The organism is Pseudomonas sp. FG6, assembly GCF_057809015.1.
Genome location: NZ_JBMDJD010000005.1, coordinates 154,162 through 177,651 on the forward strand (window position 1 = coordinate 154,162; position 23,490 = coordinate 177,651).

The 23,490-nt window shown below is 62.9% G+C and carries 15 protein-coding genes and 1 pseudogene; 8 read left to right on the top strand and 8 right to left on the bottom strand.

Going from position 1 to position 23,490, the window contains the following annotated elements:
• Window positions 1-19: 19 nt before the first annotated feature.
• The 5 genes from ACODSJ_RS05275 to ACODSJ_RS05295 are packed head-to-tail and all read left to right on the top strand — an operon-like array spanning window position 20 to window position 7,613.
• Window positions 20-3,784 (top strand): nitrate reductase subunit alpha, encoded by a 3,765-nt coding sequence (locus tag ACODSJ_RS05275; protein WP_489100725.1) that lies wholly within the window; start codon window positions 20-22, stop codon window positions 3,782-3,784.
• Window positions 3,781-5,337: a nitrate reductase subunit beta gene (gene narH / locus ACODSJ_RS05280; protein WP_489100726.1), complete on the top strand. Its 1,557-nt coding sequence runs from the start codon at window positions 3,781-3,783 to the stop codon at window positions 5,335-5,337. Before ACODSJ_RS05275 ends, narH begins: the two co-directional genes overlap by 4 nt.
• Window positions 5,330-6,091, top strand: coding sequence for a nitrate reductase molybdenum cofactor assembly chaperone (gene narJ, locus ACODSJ_RS05285; RefSeq protein ID WP_489100727.1), 762 nt, complete (start codon window positions 5,330-5,332; stop codon window positions 6,089-6,091). Before narH ends, narJ begins: the two co-directional genes overlap by 8 nt.
• 13 nt (window positions 6,092-6,104) lie before the next feature.
• Window positions 6,105-6,788, top strand: coding sequence for a respiratory nitrate reductase subunit gamma (narI, locus tag ACODSJ_RS05290; protein ID WP_489100728.1), 684 nt, complete (start codon window positions 6,105-6,107; stop codon window positions 6,786-6,788).
• Window positions 6,789-6,800: 12 nt separating this feature from the next.
• Window positions 6,801-7,613, top strand: a complete 813-nt coding sequence (locus tag ACODSJ_RS05295; RefSeq protein ID WP_489100729.1) for a peptidylprolyl isomerase — start codon at window positions 6,801-6,803, stop codon at window positions 7,611-7,613.
• A 30-nt stretch (window positions 7,614-7,643) separates the two neighbouring features.
• Here the strand turns inward: ACODSJ_RS05295 and ACODSJ_RS05300 are convergent, their stop codons facing one another.
• From ACODSJ_RS05300 to ACODSJ_RS05320, 5 genes and pseudogenes are all read right to left on the bottom strand, one after another.
• A complete protein-coding gene (locus ACODSJ_RS05300; protein ID WP_489100730.1) occupies window positions 7,644-8,807 on the bottom strand; it encodes a carboxylate-amine ligase in 1,164 nt (387 codons plus the stop codon).
• Window positions 8,779-9,012: pseudogene (locus tag ACODSJ_RS05305) on the bottom strand (SAM-dependent methyltransferase); the annotation flags it as partial. The pseudogene ACODSJ_RS05305 and the gene ACODSJ_RS05300, both read right to left, overlap by 29 nt.
• Window positions 9,013-9,347: 335 nt before the next feature.
• The gene (locus ACODSJ_RS05310; protein WP_489100731.1) at window positions 9,348-11,276 is read right to left on the bottom strand and encodes a hybrid sensor histidine kinase/response regulator; all 1,929 of its coding nucleotides are present in this window, start codon (window positions 11,274-11,276) and stop codon (window positions 9,348-9,350) included.
• Between the two features lie 238 nt (window positions 11,277-11,514).
• Window positions 11,515-13,818: an ATP-dependent DNA helicase gene (locus ACODSJ_RS05315; protein ID WP_489100732.1), complete on the bottom strand. Its 2,304-nt coding sequence runs from the start codon at window positions 13,816-13,818 to the stop codon at window positions 11,515-11,517.
• Window positions 13,815-15,479: a VRR-NUC domain-containing protein gene (locus ACODSJ_RS05320; protein ID WP_489100733.1), complete on the bottom strand. Its 1,665-nt coding sequence runs from the start codon at window positions 15,477-15,479 to the stop codon at window positions 13,815-13,817. Before ACODSJ_RS05320 ends, ACODSJ_RS05315 begins: the two co-directional genes overlap by 4 nt.
• 218 nt (window positions 15,480-15,697) lie before the next feature.
• Between ACODSJ_RS05320 and ACODSJ_RS05325 the strand changes: the two genes are divergently transcribed.
• A complete protein-coding gene (locus ACODSJ_RS05325; RefSeq protein ID WP_489100734.1) occupies window positions 15,698-15,922 on the top strand; it encodes a YgdI/YgdR family lipoprotein in 225 nt (74 codons plus the stop codon).
• A 176-nt stretch (window positions 15,923-16,098) separates the two neighbouring features.
• Here ACODSJ_RS05325 and ACODSJ_RS05330 read toward each other — a convergent pair whose 3' ends face one another.
• Window positions 16,099-17,007 carry a LysR family transcriptional regulator gene (locus ACODSJ_RS05330; protein WP_489100735.1) on the bottom strand — a complete coding sequence of 303 codons (909 nt, stop codon included), beginning with the start codon at window positions 17,005-17,007 and terminating at the stop codon, window positions 16,099-16,101.
• A 130-nt stretch (window positions 17,008-17,137) separates the two neighbouring features.
• Here ACODSJ_RS05330 and ACODSJ_RS05335 point away from each other — a divergent pair, with 130 nt between their 5' ends.
• Window positions 17,138-18,586: an MFS transporter gene (locus tag ACODSJ_RS05335; protein ID WP_489100736.1), complete on the top strand. Its 1,449-nt coding sequence runs from the start codon at window positions 17,138-17,140 to the stop codon at window positions 18,584-18,586.
• A 192-nt stretch (window positions 18,587-18,778) separates the two neighbouring features.
• A complete protein-coding gene (locus tag ACODSJ_RS05340) occupies window positions 18,779-19,057 on the top strand; it encodes a DUF1652 domain-containing protein (RefSeq protein ID WP_047226440.1) in 279 nt (92 codons plus the stop codon).
• A gap of 42 nt (window positions 19,058-19,099) precedes the next feature.
• Here ACODSJ_RS05340 and ACODSJ_RS05345 read toward each other — a convergent pair whose 3' ends face one another.
• Window positions 19,100-21,586 (bottom strand): UvrD-helicase domain-containing protein, encoded by a 2,487-nt coding sequence (locus ACODSJ_RS05345; protein ID WP_489100737.1) that lies wholly within the window; start codon window positions 21,584-21,586, stop codon window positions 19,100-19,102.
• A gap of 172 nt (window positions 21,587-21,758) precedes the next feature.
• On the bottom strand, window positions 21,759-23,405 hold the full coding sequence (gene pgm / locus ACODSJ_RS05350) for a phosphoglucomutase (alpha-D-glucose-1,6-bisphosphate-dependent) (protein WP_489100738.1): 1,647 nt from the start codon (window positions 23,403-23,405) through the stop codon (window positions 21,759-21,761).
• Between the last annotated feature and the right edge of the window lie 85 nt (window positions 23,406-23,490).

Here is a 23,490-nt window from a genome sequence, read left to right on the forward strand (position 1 = left end):
CCCTGCCGAGGAGCAACACATGAGCTTCTTCATCGATCGCCTGCGTTATTTGGTCAAGCGTCCGCCGGAATTCGCCAACGGCCATGGCGAGACTCGCGATGAGAGTCGCCAGTGGGAAGACGGTTACCGACAACGCTGGCAATTCGACAAGATTGCCCGCTCGACCCACGGGGTCAATTGCACCGGTTCGTGCAGTTGGAAGATCTACGTGAAGAACGGCCTGGTGACCTGGGAAACCCAGCAGACCGACTACCCGCGCACCCGCCCCGACCTGCCCAACCATGAACCGCGAGGCTGCCCGCGTGGGGCCAGCTATTCCTGGTACCTGTACAGCGCCAACCGGCTCAAGTATCCGCTCGTGCGCAAGGCCCTGGTGCAGCTCTGGCGCGATGCGCTGGCGGTGCACAGCGATCCGGTGCTGGCCTGGGCGAGCATCGTCGAAGACCCACAGAAGAGCCAGCAATACAAATCCATCCGCGGCCGGGGCGGCTTCGTGCGCACCGACTGGGAGGAAATGCAGACACTGGTCGCCGCCGCCAATATCTACACGATCAAGCAGTATGGCCCGGACCGCATCGCCGGCTTCTCGCCGATCCCGGCGATGTCGATGGTGTCCTACGCCTCGGGGACTCGCTACCTGTCATTGATCGGCGGTGTATGCCTGTCGTTCTACGACTGGTATTGCGACCTGCCGCCGGCCTCGCCGCAGGTCTGGGGCGAGCAGACCGACGTGCCGGAATCCGCCGACTGGTACAACTCCGGCTATCTGATTGCCTGGGGCTCCAACGTGCCGCAGACGCGCACCCCGGACGCACACTTCTTCACCGAGGTGCGCTACAAAGGCACCAAGACCGTCGCCATCACCCCGGACTACGCCGAGATTTCCAAGCTCTGCGATGAGTGGATGAGCGCCAAGCAAGGGACCGACTCGGCCCTCGCTATCGCGATGGGCCATGTGATCTTCAAGGAGTTTCACCTGGAGACACCCAGCGCCTATTTCACCGACTACCTGCGCCGCTACACCGACATGCCAATCCTGGTCGAGCTGGAAACCCGCGAAGACGGCAGCCTGGTGCCCGGCAAGCAACTGCGCGCCAGCGATTTCGCCGCCAACCTGGAACAGGCCAACAACCCCGAGTGGAAGACCGTCGCCTGGGACGAAAGCGGTGAACGGTTGGTGGTGCCGCGTGGCTCCATCGGTTTTCGTTGGGGCGAGAGCGGCCACTGGAACCTGGAACCGGTCGATGCCGACGGCGGACAAGTCAGCCTGCGCCTGTCGATGCTGGGCCATCACGACGCAGTGGCTCGTGTTGCGTTCCCTTATTTTGGCGGCATTGAACGCGAGCATTTTCCCAGCGTGCCAGTGCGCGATGTGCTCTACCACCATGTGCCGGCCAAGCGCCTGAAGCTGGCCGACGGTCGTGAGGTATTGGCCGTCACGGTGTTCGACTTGACCGCGGCCAACTACGGCATCGACCGTCACCTGGAGGCCACTGTCGGTGGCAGCGGGACGGACGACGGTGCCAGCGACTACACCCAGCTCAAGCCCTACACACCGGCCTGGCAGGAGGCGATTACCGGTGTACCGGCGGAGCAGATGATCCGCATCGCCCGTGAGTTCGCGCACAACGCCGACAAGACCCACGGTCGTTCGATGATCATCGTCGGCGCGGGGATGAACCATTGGTACCACATGGACATGAACTACCGCGGCTTGATCAACATGTTGATCCTCTGCGGGTGTGTCGGCAAAAGCGGCGGTGGCTGGTCGCATTACGTGGGCCAGGAAAAACTCCGTCCGCAAACCGGCTGGACGCCCCTGGCCTTTGCGCTGGACTGGCACCGTCCGCCCCGTCACATGAACGGCACCTCGTTCTTCTACAACCACTCCAGCCAGTGGCGCTACGAGAAGCTGGACGTGTCCGAGCTGCTCTCCCCGCTGGCCCGCCCCAAGGACTTTCCTGGCAGCCTGGTGGACTTCAACGTGCGCGCCGAGCGCATGGGCTGGCTGCCCTCGGCCCCGCAACTGGATACCAACCCGCTGCGCTTGGCGGCTGCGGCCCAGGCTGCCGGCAAGAGCACCGCCGATTACGTCGTCGATCAACTGAAAAGCGGCCAGCTGCGCTTCGCCAGCGAAGACCCGGACAGCCCGCAGAACTATCCGCGCAATATGTTCGTCTGGCGGTCCAACCTGCTGGGTTCTTCCGGCAAGGGCCACGAGTACATGCTCAAGTACCTGCTCGGCACGCGCAACGGCGTACTGGGCAAGGACCTGGGCAAGGCCGGCACGCAAAAACCGGAGGAAGTGGTGTGGCGTGACGAGGCGGTCGAAGGCAAGCTCGACTTGCTGGTGACCCTGGACTTTCGCATGTCCACCACGTGCCTGTACTCGGACGTGGTACTGCCCACCGCCACCTGGTACGAGAAGGACGACCTCAATACGTCGGACATGCACCCTTTCATCCATCCGCTTACCGCCGCCACCGACCCGGCCTGGGAGGCGCGCAGCGACTGGGCGATCTACGACGGGATCGCGCAGGCGTTCTCGCGCCTCTGTGTGGGCCATCTCGGCGAAGAAACCGACCTGGTCACTCTGCCGCTGCAACATGACAGCCCTGGCGAGCTGGCCCAGCCCGAGGTCCGCGACTGGAAGAAAGGCGAATGCGAGGCGATCCCCGGCAAAACCATGCCGTCGCTGATCGAGGTCAAGCGCAATTATCCCGAGACCTACGAGCGCTTCAGCGCCATCGGCCCACTGCTGGACACGATCGGCAACGGCGGCAAGGGCATTGCCTGGCAGACCCAGGAAGAAGTCGACCTGCTCGGCAAGCTCAACTATCGCAAGCAGGACGGCCCGGCCAAAGGCCGCCCGAAACTGTCCTCGGCCATTGATGCAGCGGAGATGATCCTGGCACTGGCGCCCGAAACCAACGGCCAGGTGGCCGTAAAAGCCTGGGCGGCCTTGTCGAAGATCACCGGTCGCGACCACACGCACCTGGCACGCCCCAAGGAAGAAGAAAAGATCCGTTTCCGCGACCTCGTCGCCCAGCCGCGCAAAATCATTTCCAGCCCCACCTGGTCAGGCCTGGAAGACGAGCACGTGAGCTACAACGCGTGCTACACCAACGTCCATGAGTTGATCCCCTGGCGCACCCTCACCGGCCGCCAGCAGTTCTACCAGGACCATCCGTGGATGCGCGCCTTCGGTGAAAGCCTGATGGTCTATCGTCCGCCGATCGACACCAAGGCCGCCGTCAGCGTCGCCAAGCCCCACAGCAACGGTAACCCGGAAATCGCCCTGAACTGGCTGACGCCGCATCAGAAATGGGGCATTCACTCGACCTACAGCGACAACCTGTTGATGCAGACGCTGTCCCGTGGCGGGCCCATTGTCTGGATGTCCGAGGACGACGCACGGGCCATCGGCGTCAGCGACAACGACTGGATCGAGCTGTACAACGCCAACGGCGCCATCGCCGCGCGAGCGGTGGTCAGCCAGCGGGTCCGGCCGGGCATGGCGATGATGTACCACGCCCAGGAACGCATCCTCAATGTGCCTGGCTCGGAGGTGACCGGCACCCGTGGCGGCATTCACAACTCGGTCACCCGGATCTGCCCCAAACCGACCCACATGATCGGTGGCTACGCCCAGCTCTCCTACGGATTCAACTACTACGGCACGGTGGGCTCGAACCGCGACGAATTCGTCATTGTGCGCAAAATGCACAAGGTCGACTGGCTGGACGGTGAAGGCAACGACTATCAACAGGAGGCAGTGAAATGAAGATTCGCTCTCAGGTCGGCATGGTCCTGAACCTCGACAAGTGCATCGGTTGCCACACCTGTTCCGTCACCTGCAAGAACGTCTGGACCAGCCGCGAAGGCGTCGAGTACGCCTGGTTCAACAACGTCGAGACCAAGCCCGGCATCGGCTACCCCAAGGAGTGGGAAAACCAGAAGAAATGGAACGGCGGCTGGATGCGCAACGCCGACGGCTCGATCAACCCGCGCATCGGCGGCAAGTGGCGGGTGCTGGCGAACATTTTCGCCAACCCCGACCTGCCAGCAATCGACGATTACTACGAACCCTTCACTTTCGACTACCAGAACCTGCACACCGCCAAACAGGGTGACCACCAGCCCGTGGCACGACCGCGCTCGCTGATCTCCGGGCAGCGCATGGACAAGGTCGAATGGGGGCCGAACTGGGAGGAACTGCTGGGGACCGAGTTCGCCAAACGGCGCAAGGACGTCAACTTCGAGAACGTGCAGGCCGACATCTACGGGCAGTTTGAAAACACCTTCATGATGTACCTGCCGCGCCTGTGCGAGCACTGCCTCAACCCGGCGTGCGTGGCGTCCTGCCCGAGCGGCGCGATCTACAAGCGCGAAGAAGACGGCATCGTGTTGATCGACCAGGACAAGTGCCGGGGCTGGCGGATGTGCGTCAGCGGCTGTCCGTACAAGAAGATCTATTACAACTGGAAAAGCGGAAAGTCCGAGAAATGCATCTTCTGCTACCCACGCATCGAAAGCGGCCAACCCACCGTGTGCTCGGAAACCTGCGTCGGGCGGATCCGCTACCTTGGCGTGTTGCTGTATGACGCCGACCGCATCGCCGAAGTGGCAGCGTCGACCGATGACCGCGACCTGTACCTTCGCCAATGCGAGATATTCCTCGACCCCAATGACCCGCAAGTCATTGCCCAGGCCCGCAAGGACGGCGTGCCGGACAACGTGATTGCCGCCGCCCAGGCCTCACCGGTCTACAAACTGGCCATCGATTGGAAACTGGCCCTGCCGCTGCACCCCGAATACCGCACCTTGCCGATGGTCTGGTATGTGCCGCCACTGTCGCCGATCCAGTCCGCCGCCGAGGCCGGACATGTCGAGTTCGATGGCATCTTGCCAAAAGTCGAATCGCTGCGCATTCCCGTGCGCTACCTGGCCAACATGCTCACGGCCGGTGAAGAGGAGCCTGTGGTGCTGGCCCTCAAGCGGTTGATGGCAATGCGTGTGTACATGCGCGCCAAGCACGTCGACGGCACGCTCAACACCGCCGTGCTCGATCAGGTTGGCCTGAGCCAACAGCAGGTCGAAGAGATGTACCGTTACCTGGCCATCGCCAACTATGAAGACCGTTTCGTCATACCCACCGGCCATCGGGAAAACATTCCCGAGGCGTACGGTGAGCGCGGTGGCTGCGGCTTCTCGTTCGGTGACGGCTGCAATGGCGGCAAGAGCCAGGTCAGCCTGTTCGGCGGGCGTAAACAGACCACTACGCTGGTCAAGCCGGTGCAGACCTTCGACCCCCTGGAGGACGGCCGTCATGAATGAACACGCCCCTGGCACACCACAAGGTTTGTTGAGCCTGCGGGTACTGGCGCGTCTGCTCGACTACCCCAGCGCGCAGTTGCAAGCCAACAGCGCCGAACTGATTGCCCTCCTCGACGCCGAGGAGCGCCTACCCGTGGCATTGCGTTCGCAGCTTTGCCACTGGTGTCGGGAGCTGGCGGGCAGCGATCTGCTGGACCTGGAGGAAGCTTACGTCGAACTCTTCGACCGGGGCCGCGCCACCTCGTTGCTGCTGTTCGAGCATGTGCATGGCGAGTCGCGCGACCGCGGCCAGGCCATGGTCGACCTGCTGGCCGAGTACGAAAGCGCCGGGTTCCAACTCGATGCCCGTGAACTGCCGGACCACCTGCCGCTGTTCCTGGAATACTTGTCCACCCGTAGCCAGGCCGAGATCGGCCAGTGGCTGGGGGAAATCCGGCACATCCTCGCCCTGCTCACCGCGCGCCTGGAGGAGCGCAGCAGCGCCTACGCATTGATCCCCCACGCCTTGCTGGCGCTGATTGGCGCCACTGACGCCATTGCCGCGCAGCGCGCCACGGCCTCGGAGGAACCGCCGGACAACACGCCGCAGGCACTGGATGCCGTCTGGGAAGAAGAAGTGGTGCGTTTCAAGGCCGACTCCGACCAGGACTGCGGCCTGCAATCGGCCGAGGGTCGGCGCCTGGCCGAGCGCAAGTACGAAGCGGTCCCACAAGTCATCCAGGTCATGCCGTCCGCCACGGCGGATCGTCAATGAACGGAGGTTCATCATGTTCGAGGACTATGTGCTCCATTTTATCTACGGCTACTACCCCTACCTCGTCGGCACGGTGTTCCTGCTCGGCAGCCTGCTGCGCTACGACTACGGCCAATACACCTGGAAGACCGGTTCGAGCCAGATGCTGTCGACGCGGCACATGCGCCTGGCCAGCAACTTGTTCCACATCGGCATCCTGGCGATCTTCTTCGGCCACTTGATTGGGCTGCTCACGCCGCACTGGGTCTACGCACCGTTCCTTTCCGCCGGGCACAAACAATTGATGGCCATCGTGTTCGGCGGCATCGCCGGGGTGTTTTGCGTGATCGGCGGTGCCATGCTGCTGTGGCGACGCTTGTTCAACCCTCGGGTGCGGGCTTCCTCCAGCGTCATGGACAACCTGATCATCACCCTGCTGTTGCTCCAGGCGACTCTCGGGCTGGTCACCGTGTTCTTTTCCCTGGACCACCTGGACGGCGGAATGATGTTGGCGCTGGCCGGCTGGGCGCAGTCCATCGTGTTCTTTCGAGGCGATGCAGCCAGCTTCATGATCGGCACCCCGCTGATCTTCAAAGTGCACATCTTCCTCGGGCTGACCATCATTCTGTTGTTTCCCTTCACGCGCCTGGTGCATGTCTGGAGCCTCCCGTTGGGGTACTTCGGACGACGCTACCAGATCGTACGGCGCCGCGGCTGAGGAGCCTTCGTCATGGATATGATCGCTGTCGAAAACCTGCCCGATGCTCCCGCCCCGGTGATCCGCGTGGGCGACACGCTGCTCAGCGAAGCCGACATTGCCCGGGAGACACCCTTCCACCCCGCGGCCTCGCTGGTCGAAGCGCAACTCGCCGCCGCGCGCGCGCTGGTGGTGCGCGAATTACTGGCACAACGCGCGGCGATGCTTGGCCTGACCACACTCAGCGAAGCTGAAAACGACCAGGCCGTCGCCACCCTGCTGGAGCGTGAGCTGCAAGTGCCCGAGCCCGATGAAACCGCTTGCCAGCGCTACTTCGATACCCACCGCGAGCGCTTCTGCGAGCCGACCCGGTTGCGGGTCCGGCACATTCTGCTGCCGGCAGCTCCCGACGATGCAGTCTTACGGGACGCCCATTACAAACTGGCTCAGGAGTTGCTCAGCGAATTGCAACCGCACCCCGAGCGCTTCACCGAGCTGGCGCAACGGCACTCCGCCTGCCCGTCGAAAGACCAAGGCGGCGAGCTGGGTTGGCTGACCTCCGGGCAGACCGTCGCGGAACTCGACCAGGCGCTGCACCGTCTGCCGGTCGGCTTGTACGACCGCCCCTTGGCTTCGCGCTACGGCTGGCACGTCATCGCCGTTGACGACCGTCAGGAGCGCAAGCCACTGCCTTACGCGCAAGTGGTGACCCAGGTCCGACAGAGCCTGCGCGAAGAAGCGACGCGCCAGGCTTTGCGTCAGTACCTGCTGGCCCTGGAGTCGGACATCGGTGTTCAAGGCATCCAGCTGGAGGACGACCAAGAACAGGGTCGTTCATCAAGGTAACGCCCACCGTCATCGCCGGGGGCTCGCTGTTCAGGTCCCCCCTGCGACTTGCTGCAAGGCCGGAGCAGCCACCGGCATTCCGGCCGTTTCCGACAACAATTGATCCACCACGCGGCTCAAGGCCTGCTGGGTCGAATCGCCCAGCAGCAGCCCTTGTTCGTAGATAACAATTTGCCGATCGGCGCTGGTGCCCTCCTGCACAATCCGCCGGGCCAGCTTGAACACGTCCTGGGCGCCCAGTTCGGCAGCGGTTTCGCCGAACGTCTGTTCCGCCAGCGTGAGCCATTCGCCGGTCAGCATCGGCTGTTCCTGTCCCTCGGCGATGAACTCGGCGAGGATCCCGTGGCGTTTGGCCCGCCAGCGGTTTTCCTTGAGGATCCAGTAGGACATCGGGTTGTAATGGGCCCCGGGCTGGGGGTGGGCGATGGCGTAAGCCACCATCACGCGAAACAGCGAGACGAGGCACAGAGCGTCTTCTACCCGGGGGCAAGCGTCGCAGATCCGCAACTCCAGGGTGGGATAGTGCGACGAGGGCCGCAAAATCCACCAGCAGTCGCTGGCCTGGCGAATGGAGCCGGTGCGCATCAGCAGGTCGACGTAACTGGAGAACGCCGCTTCGTCCGGGAAGAATTCCGGCACGCCCATGCGTGGCCATTCATCGCAAGCCGTCTGGCGGTAGCTGCTGAAGCCGCTGTAGGCGCCGTTCCAGAATGGCGATGATGTGCTCAGCGCCAACAGCATCGGCAGCCACGGCAGGATCTCGTTCATGACCCGCACCCGATCGCGGTCCACCGGCACCTCCACGTGCACGTGCAGGCCCGACAGCACGCTGCGCCGCGCCACCCGTTGGTAGTCATCGAACAGTTGCTGGAAATGCAATTCGTCGGTGGGTTGCAGGTCCGGGGTCGCCATGGGGTGCGAGCCGGCGCTCAACAGCCCCAGGCCGTGGGGCGCCAGGCGCCGTACCAGGCCGCTGCGCACCTGGGCCAGGTAGTCGGCGGCCTCGGCCATGTTGCTGAAGATGGGCGACGCCATCTCGACCTGGCATTGGAACATTTCATGGGCGTAGTGCTTGCCCAACTCGGCTCGGCAGGCCGCGACCACCGCCTCGGACGGGTGCGCGGGCATGCAGCGGGTTTGCAGGTCGGTGATGAAGTATTCCTCTTCAATGCCGAATTTCAGACGCCTGTTCATCGATGTTCCCTCCGATACCTGCGCCGATGCGCGTCACGACCAACGCGACCACGGCGATCCTTTCCACGTCCTGGTAACCCGGGGTGAGCAGCTCCTCGCCGAACACATCCGGGTCCAATTCCTTATAGGTCCAGCCAAACTCCGACGAGTCGCACCAGCGCCCCAGCGCGTCGAGGAACGGGTCGCGCCCCTCCACCATCGCCACGGCCAGCACCTGGGCCTGCCGCCGCGCCCGGGCGGACGGGGTGCACGGTGGCAGGCCGGGATTGCAGGGGTGTCAGCGCAGTCATAAGGGCCTCTTGGGTTCTTGGCGGACGCTGAGTCAGTACGTCTCTTCTTTTGCAGAGCGCCGGCAACGGCGAAAAATTCCCTTGGGTTGAGAAGTGTGCGGATAAACGGGGCGTCTTCACAGGGCGGGCTCCCTCATCTCACGCCCACTCTCGAATGTTCTGTTCAATCAAGAAAAACGCTGGCCCCGTGGCGAGGGAGCTTGCTCCCGCTGGCGTGCGAAGCAGGCCCCTGCATGTGTTCAGGAAAATTCTACTTCATCGTCTGGCCAATGATTTGCACCAGATCGATCTGCTTGAAGGGCTTGGTCAGCCTTGGCAGTTGCGTGGCAAAACCCTCCAGGCGTTCGGCGTAACCGGTGGCGAGGACAATCGGCAGGCTCGGTTGGCGGTCGCGCAGCAGTTTTGCCAACTGCGCGCCGTCCATCTGCGGCATGGCCATGTCGGTGACCACCAGGTCGATGTCCGGATTGCGTCCGTAGGTTTCCAGGGCCTGCACACCCGACGAGGCACACAGGACCCGATGCCCCAGGTCTTCGAGCAGCAACCGGGTGGAGGTCAGCACCAGGCTGTCATCGTCGACCACCAGGACCAGCAGCTCATTGACTGACGATGCGTTCACGGGCGCGAGAGGCGCTTTGCCCGGCGCGGCACTCTGCGCCACCGGCAGCCACAATTCGGCTCGGGTGCCGACGCCTTTCTGGCTCTTGAGCACCAGGCGGCCACCCAGTTGTTCGGCCAGACCATGCACCATGGACAGCCCAAGCCCCGTGCCCTTGCCGACACCCTTGGTGGTGAAGAACGGGTCCACAGCCAAGGCCAGCGTCGCCTCATCCATGCCCTCGCCTTCGTCGGTGATCGACAGGCAGATATAGCGCCCCGCCAGCGTCGAGGCATCGGGCCCCAGTTCGCTGCCTTGGCGTTCCTGGGCGGCAATCACGATCCGCCCGCCTTGGGGCATGGCATCGCGGGCATTGGTCGCGAGGTTGAGGATCGCCAACTCCAATTGATTGACATCGGCCAGGACGGGCGACAGCGGTGAGAAATGCGCCTGGATGTCGATCGACGGCCCCATGGAGCTTTGCAGCAAGCCGCTGATGCCGTGCACCAGCGCGGACAGTTCCACCGGTTCGGCCACCAGTTTCTGCCGACGGGCGAAGGCCAGCATCCGCTGGGTCAGGGACACGCCGCGCTGCGCGCCCTGGGTCGCGTTGTCGAGCAATTGGGTGAGCTTAGGGTCCGCCGGCAGGCGCTTGCGCACGATTTCCAGGTTGCCGAGGATCACCGTCAACAGGTTATTGAAGTCGTGGGCGATGCCGCCGGTGAGCTGGCCGATGGCTTGCAGCTTCTGGGACTGGAACAACGCTTCGCGGGCTTGCTCAAGGGCCAGTTGGGCCTGGGTAGCATCGGTGATGTCGCGGGTGATCTTGGCGAAACCCAACAAGGTGCCGGTGTCGCTGCGAATGGCATCGATGACCACATGGGCCATGAACCGCGTGCCGTCCTTGCGCACCCGCCAGCCTTTCTTTTCGAAACGCCCTTCGCTGCTGGCAGCACCCAGCGCCCGCTGTGGTTCCCCGGCGGCGCGGTCTTCGGGGGTGTAGAACATGGAAAAATGCCGGCCGATGGCTTCCGTCGGAAGATACCCCTTGATCCGCTGCGCACCCTGGTTCCAGTTGGTGACCAGGCCCTCGGGGTTGAGCATGTAGATGGCGTAGTCGGTGACGCTTTGTACCAGCAGGCGAAATTGCTGCTCGCTTTGCTTGAGGGTTTCCTCGGCCATCTTGCGATCGGTCAGGTCACGGGTGATCGTGGCGAAACCCAGCAGCTCGGCGTTCTGGCTGTCGATGATCGGGTCAATGACCACATGGGACCAGAACAACGTGCCGTCCTTGCGCACCCGCCAGCCCTCGCCTTCGAAACGGCCCTCGCGCAAGGCGGTGTCCAGCGCCTGTTGCGGCAGGCCGACGGCGCGGTCCTGTTCGGTGTAGAAGCGGGAAAAATGCTGGCCGAGGATCTCGGACTCTTCATAACCCTTGAAACGCCGTGCGCCAGAGTTCCAACTGGTGATGATGCCCGAGGGATCGGTCATGTAGATGGCGTAGTCGACCACGGCGTCGATGAGCAAGCGAAAGCGCTGTTCCTCAATGAGGCGGGTGGTCTTGCGGTGATTCTCGAGCATGTTGGCCGACGCATCCGTGTGAGTTTTTTTTTGCAGTATGGAGCAAGTCCCCATCAGGAAAAACTCTTGCCGCCCAATGGGGGGTGCCGGTCATGGGCAGGTTGAAAGTGCAGCCGTCATCGCGAGCAAGCTTTGCTCCCACCGGGATCTGAGGCGGATACCAGTTCTCTATACACCCGCAAAACCACTGTGGGAGCAAAGCTTGCTCGCGATGGGCTGCCAAGCAGCCTGCCTGCCTTCAGGCGGATTCGAGTGTTTCCCGTTGGATCAACCACCAGCGCGGCAACAATCGCTGCACCTTCGCCTCACCGAAACGGTCGTCGATCAACATCACCACCCCCCGATCCTGCTGGGTACGGATGACCCGGCCTGCGGCCTGTACGACTTTTTGCAGCCCGGGATACAAGTAGGTGTAATCGTAGCCATCGCCAAAAATCGCGGCCATGCGCTGCTTCATTTGCTCGTTGACCGGGTTGAACTGCGCCAAGCCCAGCGTCGCGATGAACGCTCCGATCAGCCGCGAGCCTGGCAAGTCGATCCCTTCGCCGAACGCTCCGCCCAGCACCGCAAATCCAATGCCTTGGCTGTGTTCCATGAAACGCTCGAGAAACGCCTGCCGAGGGGCTTCACCCATGCCGCGCGATTGCGTCCAGATGCCGATCTGCGGGTGTCGCTCGGCAAACAGCGTCGCCACTTGCTGCAAATAATCGAAGCTGCTGAAGAACGCCAGGTAATTGCCCGGGCGCTCGCTGAACTGGCGGGCCATCAGCGCTACGATCGGGTCGAGGGACGCCTGGCGATGGGCAAACCGGGTGGAGATCCGGCTGACGACGCGCACGTCCAGTTGTTCGGCCTGGAACGGCGATTCGACGTCGATCCACACCGTGTCCGCCGGCGTTCCCAGCAGGTCGGCGTAGTAATGTCGCGGACTCAAGGTCGCGGAAAACAGCACGCTGGCGCGGGACGCGGTGAACCTGGGCCGCAGGAAACCGGCGGGCACCACGTTGCGCAAGCACAGTGTCGATGCGCTGCGCTGGCGACCGTATTCACGCTTGTGGATGTCAAACAGAAAGTGCTCATCGAACGATTCCGCCACCCGGCCAAACTGCAAGGCGTCGAAGTAGAACGCCTGCAACTCGCCATCCAGGCCCTTCACTTCAATCAAGTGGTGATGATCGTTGAGGTAATCGCCGATGGCCGTGGTGCACTGCGTCAACGCCTGGAGCAGTTTTTCCGGCGGCTTTTCATACGCCTGATAGGCCGCGACCTGGGGTTCATGCAGCGCCTTCCATTGGCGGTTGACCCGCTGCAAAGGCTTCTTCAGCGGCTCGGGGGCGCTTTTTTGCAGCGTCGCCAGGGACGACTGATCGAGCGTCGCGCTGTACATCTGCCGGCCCCGCTCCACCAGGTTGTGGGCTTCGTCCACCAGCGTCGCGACCCGCCAACCGTTGAACTGGGCCAGGCCGAAGAGCAAGGCGCTGAAATCAAAGTAATAGTTGTAGTCGGCCACCACCACGTCGACCCAGCGGGCCATTTCCTGGCTGAGGTAATACGGGCACACCCCATGGGCCTGAGCAATGGCCCGCAACGCGGCCTGATCGAGCAGCATCACCTGGCTCGCCGCCGCACGGACCTGGGGCAGACGGTCATAGAAACCACGGGCCAGCGGACAGGACTCGCCATGGCAGGCTTTGTCCGGATGCTCACAGGCCTTGTCCCGGGCCACCATCTCCAGCACCCGCAACGGCATCGCCGGCGCGCTTTCGCTGATCACCCGGGCGGCATCCAGCGCCAACTGGCGCCCCGGGGTTTTCGCCGTGAGGAAGAACACCTTGTCCAACTGCTGCGGCGCCAGTGCCTTGAGCATCGGGAACAGTGTGCCGACGGTCTTGCCGATGCCCGTCGGCGCCTGGGCCATCAGGCAACGGCCGGTGCTGATGGCCTTGAACACCGACTCGGCCAGGTGCCGCTGTCCCGGGCGGAAGCCGGCGTGGGGAAACACCAGCGCTTGGGCACCCAGGTTGCGCGCCTGGCGGTGGGCCATTTCCTGTTCGGCCCAGGCCAGGAACAACGCACATTGCTCTTCGAAAAAGAGCTGCAGTTGCGCCGCCTCGAAGCCTTGGGGCAGGCAGGTTTCCTTTTCGCTGACGATGTCGAAATACACCAGCGCCACGTCGATGCGGGGCAACTGCAGTTGTTGGCACATCAGCCAGCCGTAGATTTTCGCCTGGGCCCAATGCAACTGGCGGTGGTTGGCCGGTTGCTTGGCCAGGTCGCCCCGGTAGGTCTTCACTTCTTCCAGGCAGTTGCGGACCGGATCGTAGCCGTCGGCCCGGCCTTTGACCTTCAAGCGCTGGTAGCGCCCCTCCAGGCTCACTTCGACCTGATAACCCTCGCTGCGCCTCGACGCCACGGTGCGATGGCCGACGATGCCTTCGAGGGCCGTGGGCGAAGGGGTGAAACGCAGGTCGAGATCACCGGTCTTGGCGGTGAACTCACACAGTGCCCGCACCGCGATGCTGTAGCCGGCCGCCTCGGTCATGCGCCCTGCTCCGCGCTCGTTTCGGTCCACTGCACGTAACAGACGGCAACCGGCATCTGGTGCTCCTGGCAGAACTCCAGCCAGCGCAGTTGATTGTCTTGCAGGCGATCGCCGGGGCCCTTCACTTCGATCATGCGGTAGGTCTTGTGTTGCGGCCAGAACTGGATCAAGTCCGGCATGCCGGCGCGATTGGCCTTGATGTCCAGCAGCAGGCGCTCGAACCAATGCCGCAGGTGCCGGGCCGGCAGGCACTCCAAGGCTTGTTCAAGCAGTTCCTCGGACAACGCGCCCCAGAACACGAACGGCGACTGCACACCCCACTTTTCGCCATAGCGACGGGTGATGGTGGCTCGGTAACGGCCGTCCTCCAACTCTTCCAGGCACGTGGCGAACAGCTCGGCGCGCCGGGCATGGAAATCTTCATGGAGCAGGTCCACCGGCCCGCGCTGGAACGGATGGAAAAACGCCCCGGGCAAGGGGGCGAAAATGGCCGGCCAGCACAACAGGCCAAACAGCGAATTGACCAGGCTGTTCTCGACGTAATGCACCGGCGCGTGTTCGTCGTGCAGGTGAGCCTGGACGTGGTATTCCACCGACAGGTCCGGATCGACGCGGGGCAAGTGCAGATCCAGCCGCTCCACATCCCGGGCCATGGTTCGTGGTACCGGCGGCCCACCCAGCTTGCGTCGTAGCCGGGGCACGATCCTGAGCAGTGCCTGGGTCTCGGCGGCACTCTGTGGCGATTGCATCGCCACTTCGCCCACTTCGAGGGCCAGGGCATATTCGCCCACACGCTCCAACACGCGAATCATCCGCAGCCGCGCCCCCGGGTACGCGCAATCGCGATAGATACCCAGCGCCAGGGCGAAATCACCGATGCGTTCGCCATGCTGGCCGATCTGGAACAGCAGCTTGCCCCGGCGCCGTTCCAGCCAGGGGTTGTCCAGGACTTGCCCGTTGACCTCGGCCACGATCTGCGCAATGGGCTCCCCCGCTTCGAAACGCTGCTGGCAGGCGTGCAGGAACAGGCAGGCATCGACATCCTCGCGGCTGCGCAGGCCACGGGACTGGTCGCTGAACTCAACGCTTTCATAGGTGAAGATGCCCAGGTCTGCGAGGACGAACTCAGACCAGTCCTGGTAAAGGTTGCCGAAAAACAACAGCCGCAAGCGGTCGCACAGCGCCATGATCGTCAGGCTGTACAAGCGTTCCTCAAGCTGCGGGCACCAGGCCTTGAACGGCTGCGGTTGGCTGCAGCTTTGCGCCAGGCCCTCGAGCCATTGGCCCTTTTTCGACCGGGGTTGCTCGATCAAGTGGCCCAGGCACAGGAGAATTTCCTCCTTGAGCAGGACCTGGAACAGCTCCTCCACCCCCAAAGGCGCATGCTCGTCGACCCACCCCAAGGCCAGCAGCGGCTCGACAGCACTGGCAATCTCGCCGATCTCCCCATAACGCAGCTTGCTATGACGGAATCGCAACCCCTTGCGCATGACCATCCGCACCAGCAGGCCCTGGGATGGACGAGGCAACGCGGCGAACTGCTCGACGAAGCGCTGTTCCTCGGCGCTGAGCACGTCGGCATAGCGCTGGGTCAACCAGGCGAGCACCTGCTGGAAGTTGTTCAGGTAATAGAAAGGATCGTCGAGCGGAGTGGCTGTCACGGGAGAAGCGCCAAGGGTGCCGAAGTACTGGTTATGCGTACAGATAACAGCTAGGACGGGGTCAGGCAACTGCAAAAGATGAACGGTCCCCTATATTTAAGGTGAAATCCTGCACGGAACGATGAACTTTCCTACGGCAAGCGGGACCAATGGCGATTAACTAAGTGATGGCGCGGTCGAATCAGTGGACTCGTGCCTTTTTTTGAGAGGTTATGGTTATGAACATCAGGTTACTCAGCCTGCCCTTGGTCGCTGCGACATTCCTGGCCCTGGCCGGTTGCGCCTCGCCGACCGTGGTGACCTTGCAGAACGGCACCCAGTATCTGACCAAGGACATCCCCAACACCCGCACTTCTGATGGTTTCTACGAGTTCGAAGACATTGCCGGCAAGAAAGTCCGCGTCCGCGCCGACGACGTGGCGACCATTCGCAAGGAAGACTGAAGCACACAGTTCAAACTATGGGAACCAGTTGCTCTAACCCAGACGCTGCCAAACCTGTGGCGAGGGGATTTATCCCCTCGCCACGGGGCCTGGTTCACTGCGCAACAGCGGAGCGTCGAAGACTCGACGACCATTCCCTCGCCACAGGGGATTTGTTTAAGGTTCTGGGTTTGAGCCTAAGGCTGATGCTGGGCCTTGCGCCCGCACACTTCCCGCAAGCAACCACGAAGCCAGCGGTGCGCCGGGGCGGCGTCCATTCGTGGGTGCCACAACATCGCGATGGTGAACTCTGGCACCGGAAACGGCAGCGTGAAGCTGTGCATGCCCGTCCGTAAGCTGGCGGTGTAGCGTTCGGGCACGGTCGCGATCAGGTCGCTGGCCCGGGCAAGCCCCAGCGCGGAAGAAAATCCCGGCACGGTGGTGATGACTTCCCGGGACAGGTTCATCGACTCCAGCGCGAGGTCGAATGGACCTTGATCGAGGCCGCGCATGGAAATACCGATGTGCTGGCCTGCCGTGTACCGGACCGCGCTCATCTCACGCTCGCACAGCGGGTGCCCTGCGCGCACCACGCCGATAAGACGGTCGACGAACAACGCCTGGGTCCGCAACTCCGGGCTGGTGTCCCGGTCCACGACCGCTGTTTCCAGGTCCACGGTGCCCTCGCGCAACGCGGTGCTGTCCTTGTTGGTTTTCTCCACGAAACGCAGGCGCACGCCAGGTGCCTGTTCGTTTATCCGGGCAATCAAGTCAATGGCAAAGTTTTCCACGAACCCTTCGCGGGTGCGCAAGGTGAAGGTTCGCTTCAATCGCCCCAGGTCCGGTGCCTGCACGGGGCGCAGCACGGCCTGGGCGTCCTGGACCAACTGACTGACCTGCTCGCGCAACGCTATCGCCCGCGGCGTCGGGACCAAGCCACGCCCTGCCCGCACCAGCAGCGGATCACCGGTGGTCTCGCGCAAGCGCGCCAATGCCCGACTCATGGCTGACGGGCTGAGTCGCAGTCGTCGTGCGGCGCCGGCCACGCTGCCTTCCGCCAGGAGCACATCGAGGGTGAGCAGTAGATTCAGGTCGGGTGAAGACATAAGCATGGTTCCACACAGATGGCGTTACATGCAGCTATAACCTGCAAATGCTGCGTCTTCCGCCATGTTAGCCGCGAGCGTAACGTTCTGACAGCTGCATTTTTCAGCACCGCCAGACCGTGAGGACGCCATGAAACCCACCCATACACCCCAAGACACACCTCCTCCCCTGGATGCGCCACGCTGGGCATTGGCCAGCCTGGCGCTCTCGACCCTGCTGGCTTCGCTGGGAGCCAGCATCACGTCGGTGGGCCTGCCCGCGTTGGCCCAGGCGTTCGACGCTTCGTTCCAGCAGGTCCAATGGGTGGTGCTCGCTTACCTGCTGGCCATCACCACACTGATCGTCAGTGTCGGACGCCTGGGTGACCTGTGGGGGCGTCGTAAGCTGTTACTGGCCGGCATCGCGCTGTTCACAGCGGCCTCGGCCTTGTGTGCGGTCGCACCCACGCTCGGGTGGCTGACGGTGGGCCGCGCCGTACAAGGCCTCGGGGCTGCCGTGATGATGACGCTGACCCTGGCGCTGGTGGGCGAGACAATCGCCAAGGAAAGAACCGGCAGTGCCATGGGCCTGCTCGGAACATTGTCGGCGGTCGGCACCGCCCTGGGCCCGTCCCTCGGTGGCGCGTTGATCGCCGGGTTCGGTTGGCCCGCGTTGTTCTTGATCAACGTACCACTCGGGTTGCTGACATTACTGCTGGCCTGGCGCTCGCTCCCCAAGGGCCCAGCCCCCGTGAGCAGCCCAGGTTCACGATTCGACATCAGCGGCACACTGCTGCTGGCGGGCACGCTGGCGGCCTATGCCTTGGCCATGACCCTGGGACGCGGAACATTCGGCTGGCCGCAGATCGCCTTGCTGCTGGTGGCGATCCTGGGCGCCGGGTTGTTCGTCCTCGCTCAGGCACGGGCAGCGTCGCCACTGATCGCGCTGGCGGTGTTCAGGGATCGGTCGTTGGTTTCGGGACTGACGACAAGCGCGTTGGTGGCGACGGTGATGATGGCGACGTTGCTGGTCGGGCCGTTCTACCTGTCCATTGCCCTCGGACTGCCCGCAGCACTCGTCGGCCTGAGCCTGGCGGCAGGCCCTGGCGTGGCCGCGCTGGCCGCTATGCCCGCCGGACGCCTGGCGGATCGGTTCGGCCAGCAACGGATGCGCGTCGTCGGGCTGGCAACCATGGTCGCGGGCAGCCTGATGCTGTCGCTGCTCTCACCGGCATTGGGCTTGGGCGGTTATATCAGCGCTATCGTGATCACCACCCTGGGCTATGCCCTCTTTCAGACCGCCAACAACACCGCAGTCATGGTCGATGTCGCGGCCCATCAGCGAGGCGTCATTGCCGGGCTGCTCAACCTGTCCCGCAATCTTGGCTTGTTTACCGGTGCCGCCGTGCTAGGTGCGGTGTTCGCGGCCGCCGTGGCGACGCAAGACATCACCCGCGCCACGCCCGAGGCCGTTGTCGAAGGTTTGCAAATGACCTTCACCGTGGCCCTGGCGATGCTGCTCCTGGCCCTGGTCGTGGCCTCCATGAGTGGCGCACCGTTTCCACGGGTTGAACCCGAGGACCCTGCGCTCGATAAATAATGGCATTCTGGTCGCGAACGTCTAAGTCGTGATGCAGATCAAAAAAAGTGAACCAATCGCCAAACGGCCTGAAAAAAGCCACATGACTTTCATTTTCAGGTGCTATTTTTAGTTCTCACTGGTAGAGCCATGACGGCTCTTCCTTCCTGACATGAGCAAATGGAAGCGCTTGATGAAGAAGGCGGGCAACAGATGAATAGAGGATCTTTCAGCAAGGTTACGTTTCCCAACGCCTGCCAGTTGATGCGCTGGCATTTTCATCCAATGGGGTTTGAGGCGAGCATGGACGCGCCGGGCAGCATGGTCGCCCGACTGTTCGACCGTGCCAGCGGTGAAACCATGATCGCGATCGCCGGCATCCCCTGCGCGACCGTGATGAACGCCCCTGACGTTGAGCGAATCATCGAGGCAGTAGAAGCCGAGCTGGAAGCTTTTGTACCGCCGGTGGGATTGCGACGGTTCGCTTCCTGACAAAAAAGCCCACAAACGTGGGCTTTTTTGTGGGCGCTGGCTTTACCCGCCCACAGCCTTGCCATTGCGGGACTGGCGGTGGTCGGCAAAAAACGCCTGGCCCGTCCCGATGCGGTCCGAGGCCTTGGGTCCGTTGGCAGCCTGGCCGTCCTGGCCGTCGACATACCAATAGCAATGTTGCACGGCGCGGGTGATGCCCACGTAGGCCAGGCGCAGGATCTCGTCTTTTTGGGCCGTGTCGTAGGGATCCATGTCGCCTTCCTGACCCAACCCGGCCATTCGATAGACCTGGTTCTTGTAGGGAGAACGGGTCAAATGCTGGCAATCGCCCAGCAAGAACACCGCATCGGCCTGGAGTCCCTTGGCGCTGTGATAAGTCATCTGTCGCAAGCGCCGCGCTTCGTACGGCAAGCTAGAATCGACATTAACTATTGGCTGAATAAGCTGTTCTATCAATAACTTATCCGAACTTTTTCGATACAACATCAAGATTGAATCGCCCTGGCGATAGTGCTCTTCGAGCCGTCGCGCCAACCCTGGGTCATCCCGATCCAGCACTTGGACCGGATTGGGTTGGCGAGCCGCGCCCGTGGCCTTGGCTTTTTTCCCCGGGATGGCCGTAGCCGTGCGGACGACGTGCTCAGCCGCATCGATGATGTATTGATGGCTGCGGTAGTTGTCCGTGAGCATCACCCGAGTCGTCGACGGCGATGGGAACTGCTTGTTGAACCCCATGAAGAAACTCGGCGAACTGCCCCGCCAGCCATAGATCGATTGCCAGTCATCACCGACGCACAGCAGGGATGAGTGCTGCGCCCCACGCCCCACATGCAACGCAGGCCCGCGTCGACGCACTTCGCGCAGGCTCGCGCGCAACCAGGAGACGATCTGCGGCGAAACGTCCTGGAATTCGTCGATCATCAGATGCGACATGGGTCTGAGCAAAGCATCGCCCAGCAGCTGGAAATTTTCCGGCGAATGTTCGCTGAACAGCGCAAACATGCGGTTATAGGTCATGACCGGTGGCGACTGATCGAGCAGATGGTCTTCGAACGCCCGCCAATAGCGGCTAAGGGCCTCGAAGAAATAGCGGTCGGGATCATCCTGGGCAAAGGACATCTGCCCCACGGCCTGCGGTACATCCAGGCCGAGGTTTTCGATAAAGCCCGCGGCCAGCACGAAGCCGTCCAGCAAAGGCGCCGACACCAGCTCCCCCTTGACCTTGTAATCGAACCCGGGCCCAGCGCTGGCGTCCCCGGCCTGGGCGCCCAGGACGCGCTTTGAGCCTTCGTAACTATCAAGCCATATCAATGGCTTACGGCAGAAAGCTTGAAACAAGGTTCGCTTGACCGCCCATTCCGCACGGATACTGAGCTTGGCCCCTGGGCGGCTGAGCCGACCATCTTCCTGCGGATCGAAGCCCAGCATGACCCAGGCATCCAAGGCCGCAATGTAGCCATGACAATGGAACGTCGAACCGTTGATCTCGAACCGCTGGCGCCGTGGCTCGATGCCTTTGATGGGCCAGGCGCCGGCACGCCGCCAGAGATCTTCAATGCTGTCGCACAGCTGCTCATCGCGCTGGGCAGCCAGCTCGGTCACAGCCACGCGCTTTTGGACATCCGGATGATCGCGTTCCAATTCCTTGAGCTGCAACGCATGCCGGGATAACGACTGGATCAGCTCACGGAAGCGTTCATCACGCCGGTAGAGGGCGCTATAGCAGGCATTGAGCTGCTGGCGCTGGGCATCGTTGATTCGCAAATCGAAAGGGTTGCTGTCGAGCTCCGCATCGTCCGGCCCTGTGCGATGGCTCAGGGTTTCAAACGCCTGGAGCCGCTCAAGCCCGGGCAGGCTGCGCACCATCGGCAAAAGCCGCGAGTGGAAGGTTCGCACCAGTTCCCGCGCTTGCTGGAGGTTGAGCGCCCGTCCCCACAGGGCAAACACCTCGATCAGCTTACGGATGAAGTCTTTGCGCGACTCCCGGGTAAACGTCACTACGGTCATCGAGTCCAGCTCAAACCCCAGGTAATGGACCAGCAGCACAATGCGCAGCACCAGCGTAGTGGATTTGCCGGCACCGGCGCCGGCCACCACCGAGGTGGAAGGCGTGTCGCTGAAGATCATCTTCCATTGCGCGGCGCTGGGCTGCGCAGACGGCGACAGCAAGCGCGCGACGTCGGCCTTCACGCGTTTTTTCAACTCGGCCGTCAACGGCAGGCGCCAGTCATCGAACAACAAATCGTCGACCTGAGGGGCCGGATGCTCGGTGCTGCGTGAATCACGAATCAACAGGACCTGACGCCCCTCTTCCAGCCCTTCGGCCTTGCCTTCCTTATAGCCGTAGTCGAAACCTGCAGTGTGACCGCTACGAAAGCCGTCGGCCTGGCCATGCAGCCAGGAGGCCCGGTGCTGGGCGCGCAGGCGCGTCAGGCCATGACCGAAGAATCGGGCAGCCAGGCGCTTGAGCCACGGCATATGGGCCAGGGGTAAAAGTTCGGGGGGTAGATCGGGAGTGGGTGACGACACGCTGGGACTCCGGGGCTTTGAATCATCCCGGCTATGGTGTCTAAATTTGCCTTCGGGTTCCACCCAAAAGCTTTTAAGTCATGGATTTAGGCGATGAAGTGAATGTGTCACCGCAGCAACGCAGGCCGGCCAGCTGCCGTGGCGAGGGGCTCAGCCCTCGCCACGGCGACGGTCATTTGCCGCTGATCGCTGCGTCGACCAACGCCTGGGCCTCGCCCACCAGTTGCTTGAGGTGCTCATCGCCGATGAAGCTTTCGGCGTAGATCTTGTAGATGTCCTCGGTGCCGGACGGACGCGCCGCGAACCAGCCGTTTTCGGTCATGACCTTCAGGCCGCCGATGGCCTGGTCGTTGCCGGGCGCATGGCTGAGGATGCCCTGGATCTTTTCTCCGGCCAGCTCGGTGGAAGCGACCTGCTCCGGCGACAGTTTGCTCAACAGCGCCTTCTGCTGCGGGCTGGCCTTGGCATCGACGCGTACCGAGAACGGCTCGCCCAACTCGTCGGTCAGGGCGCGGTAGGCCTGGCTTGGGTCGCGACCGGTGCGAGCGGTCATTTCCGCCGCCAGCAGCGCCGGGATCAGGCCGTCCTTGTCGGTGCTCCAGACGCCACCGTCCTTGCGCAGGAACGAAGCACCGGCACTTTCTTCACCGCCAAAGCCCAGGGAACCGTCGAACAAGCCATCGGCAAACCACTTGAAGCCCACCGGCACTTCATAGAGACGACGGCCCAGGCGCCGGGCCACGCGATCGATCAGGCCGCTGCTGACCACGGTCTTGCCCACGGCAGCATCGGCACGCCATTGCGGGCGGTTCTGGAACAGGTAATCGATGGACACCGCCAGGTAGTTGTTCGGCGCCAGCAGGCCGCCGGACGGTGTCACGATGCCATGACGGTCATGGTCCGGGTCGCAGGCGAAGGCCACATCGAAACGCTCCTTCAAGCCGATCAACCCTTGCATGGCGTGGCTGGACGACGGGTCCATGCGGATCTGACCGTCCCAGTCGACGGTCATGAAGCGGAAGGTCGAGTCCACCTCGGTGTTGACCACGTCCAGGTCCAGGCGGTAGTGCTCGGCAATGGCCGGCCAGTAACGCACGCCCGCGCCGCCCAGCGGGTCGACGCCCAGGCGCAGGCCGGCATTGCGGATAGCATCGAAGTCGATGACGTTGATCAGGTCCGCGACGTAGGTATTGACGTAGTCGTGGCGGTGGGTGGTGCCAGCCTTCAATGCCTGTTCGTAGCTGATGCGCTTGACGCCAGCCAACTGGTTGGCCAGCAGCTCGTTGGCCTTGGCTTCGATCCACTTGGTGATATGGGTGTCGGCCGGGCCGCCGTTGGTGGGATTGTACTTGTAGCCACCGCTTTGCGGCGGGTTGTGGGACGGCGTGATGACGATGCCGTCCGCCAGGCCGCTGGTACGGCCGCGGTTGTAGCAGAGAATGGCGTGGGAAACCGCAGGCGTGGGCGTGTATTCATCGCCTTCGGCGATCATCACGGTCACGCCGTTGGCGGCGAAGACTTCCAGCGCGCTGGCACCGGCCGGCGTCGACAACGCATGGGTATCGATCCCCACGAACAGCGGCCCGGTGATGCCTTGGGCTTCACGGTACAGGCAGATGGCCTGACTGATAGCCAGCACGTGCCACTCGTTGAACCCCAGATCGAAGGAACTGCCCCGGTGGCCCGAGGTGCCGAAGGCTACACGTTGGGTCGCAACCGAAGCATCGGGCCGGCCGGTGTAATAGGCCGTCACCAGTCGCGGGATATCGATCAACAACGCGGCCGGTGCCGGCTTGCCCGCAAATGGACTGACTGTCATGCAAAACCTCTGGATGGAGTGGCTCGGGAAATGGGATGCAGTTTACTGACAGTTCGACCGTGACGCGATGGGTTCGATCCACGCC

Coding starts and splice junctions, on each gene's coding strand:
- ACODSJ_RS05275 (WP_489100725.1), top strand. CDS start 20: ATGAGCTTCTTCATCGATCGCCTGCGTTATTTGGTCAAGCGTCCGCCG.
- narH (WP_489100726.1), top strand. CDS start 3,781: ATGAAGATTCGCTCTCAGGTCGGCATGGTCCTGAACCTCGACAAGTGC.
- narJ (WP_489100727.1), top strand. CDS start 5,330: ATGAATGAACACGCCCCTGGCACACCACAAGGTTTGTTGAGCCTGCGG.
- narI (WP_489100728.1), top strand. CDS start 6,105: ATGTTCGAGGACTATGTGCTCCATTTTATCTACGGCTACTACCCCTAC.
- ACODSJ_RS05295 (WP_489100729.1), top strand. CDS start 6,801: ATGGATATGATCGCTGTCGAAAACCTGCCCGATGCTCCCGCCCCGGTG.
- ACODSJ_RS05300 (WP_489100730.1), bottom strand. CDS start 8,807: ATGAACAGGCGTCTGAAATTCGGCATTGAAGAGGAATACTTCATCACC.
- ACODSJ_RS05310 (WP_489100731.1), bottom strand. CDS start 11,276: ATGCTCGAGAATCACCGCAAGACCACCCGCCTCATTGAGGAACAGCGC.
- ACODSJ_RS05315 (WP_489100732.1), bottom strand. CDS start 13,818: ATGACCGAGGCGGCCGGCTACAGCATCGCGGTGCGGGCACTGTGTGAG.
- ACODSJ_RS05325 (WP_489100734.1), top strand. CDS start 15,698: ATGAACATCAGGTTACTCAGCCTGCCCTTGGTCGCTGCGACATTCCTG.
- ACODSJ_RS05330 (WP_489100735.1), bottom strand. CDS start 17,007: ATGTCTTCACCCGACCTGAATCTACTGCTCACCCTCGATGTGCTCCTG.
- ACODSJ_RS05335 (WP_489100736.1), top strand. CDS start 17,138: ATGAAACCCACCCATACACCCCAAGACACACCTCCTCCCCTGGATGCG.
- ACODSJ_RS05340 (WP_047226440.1), top strand. CDS start 18,779: ATGAATAGAGGATCTTTCAGCAAGGTTACGTTTCCCAACGCCTGCCAG.
- pgm (WP_489100738.1), bottom strand. CDS start 23,405: ATGACAGTCAGTCCATTTGCGGGCAAGCCGGCACCGGCCGCGTTGTTG.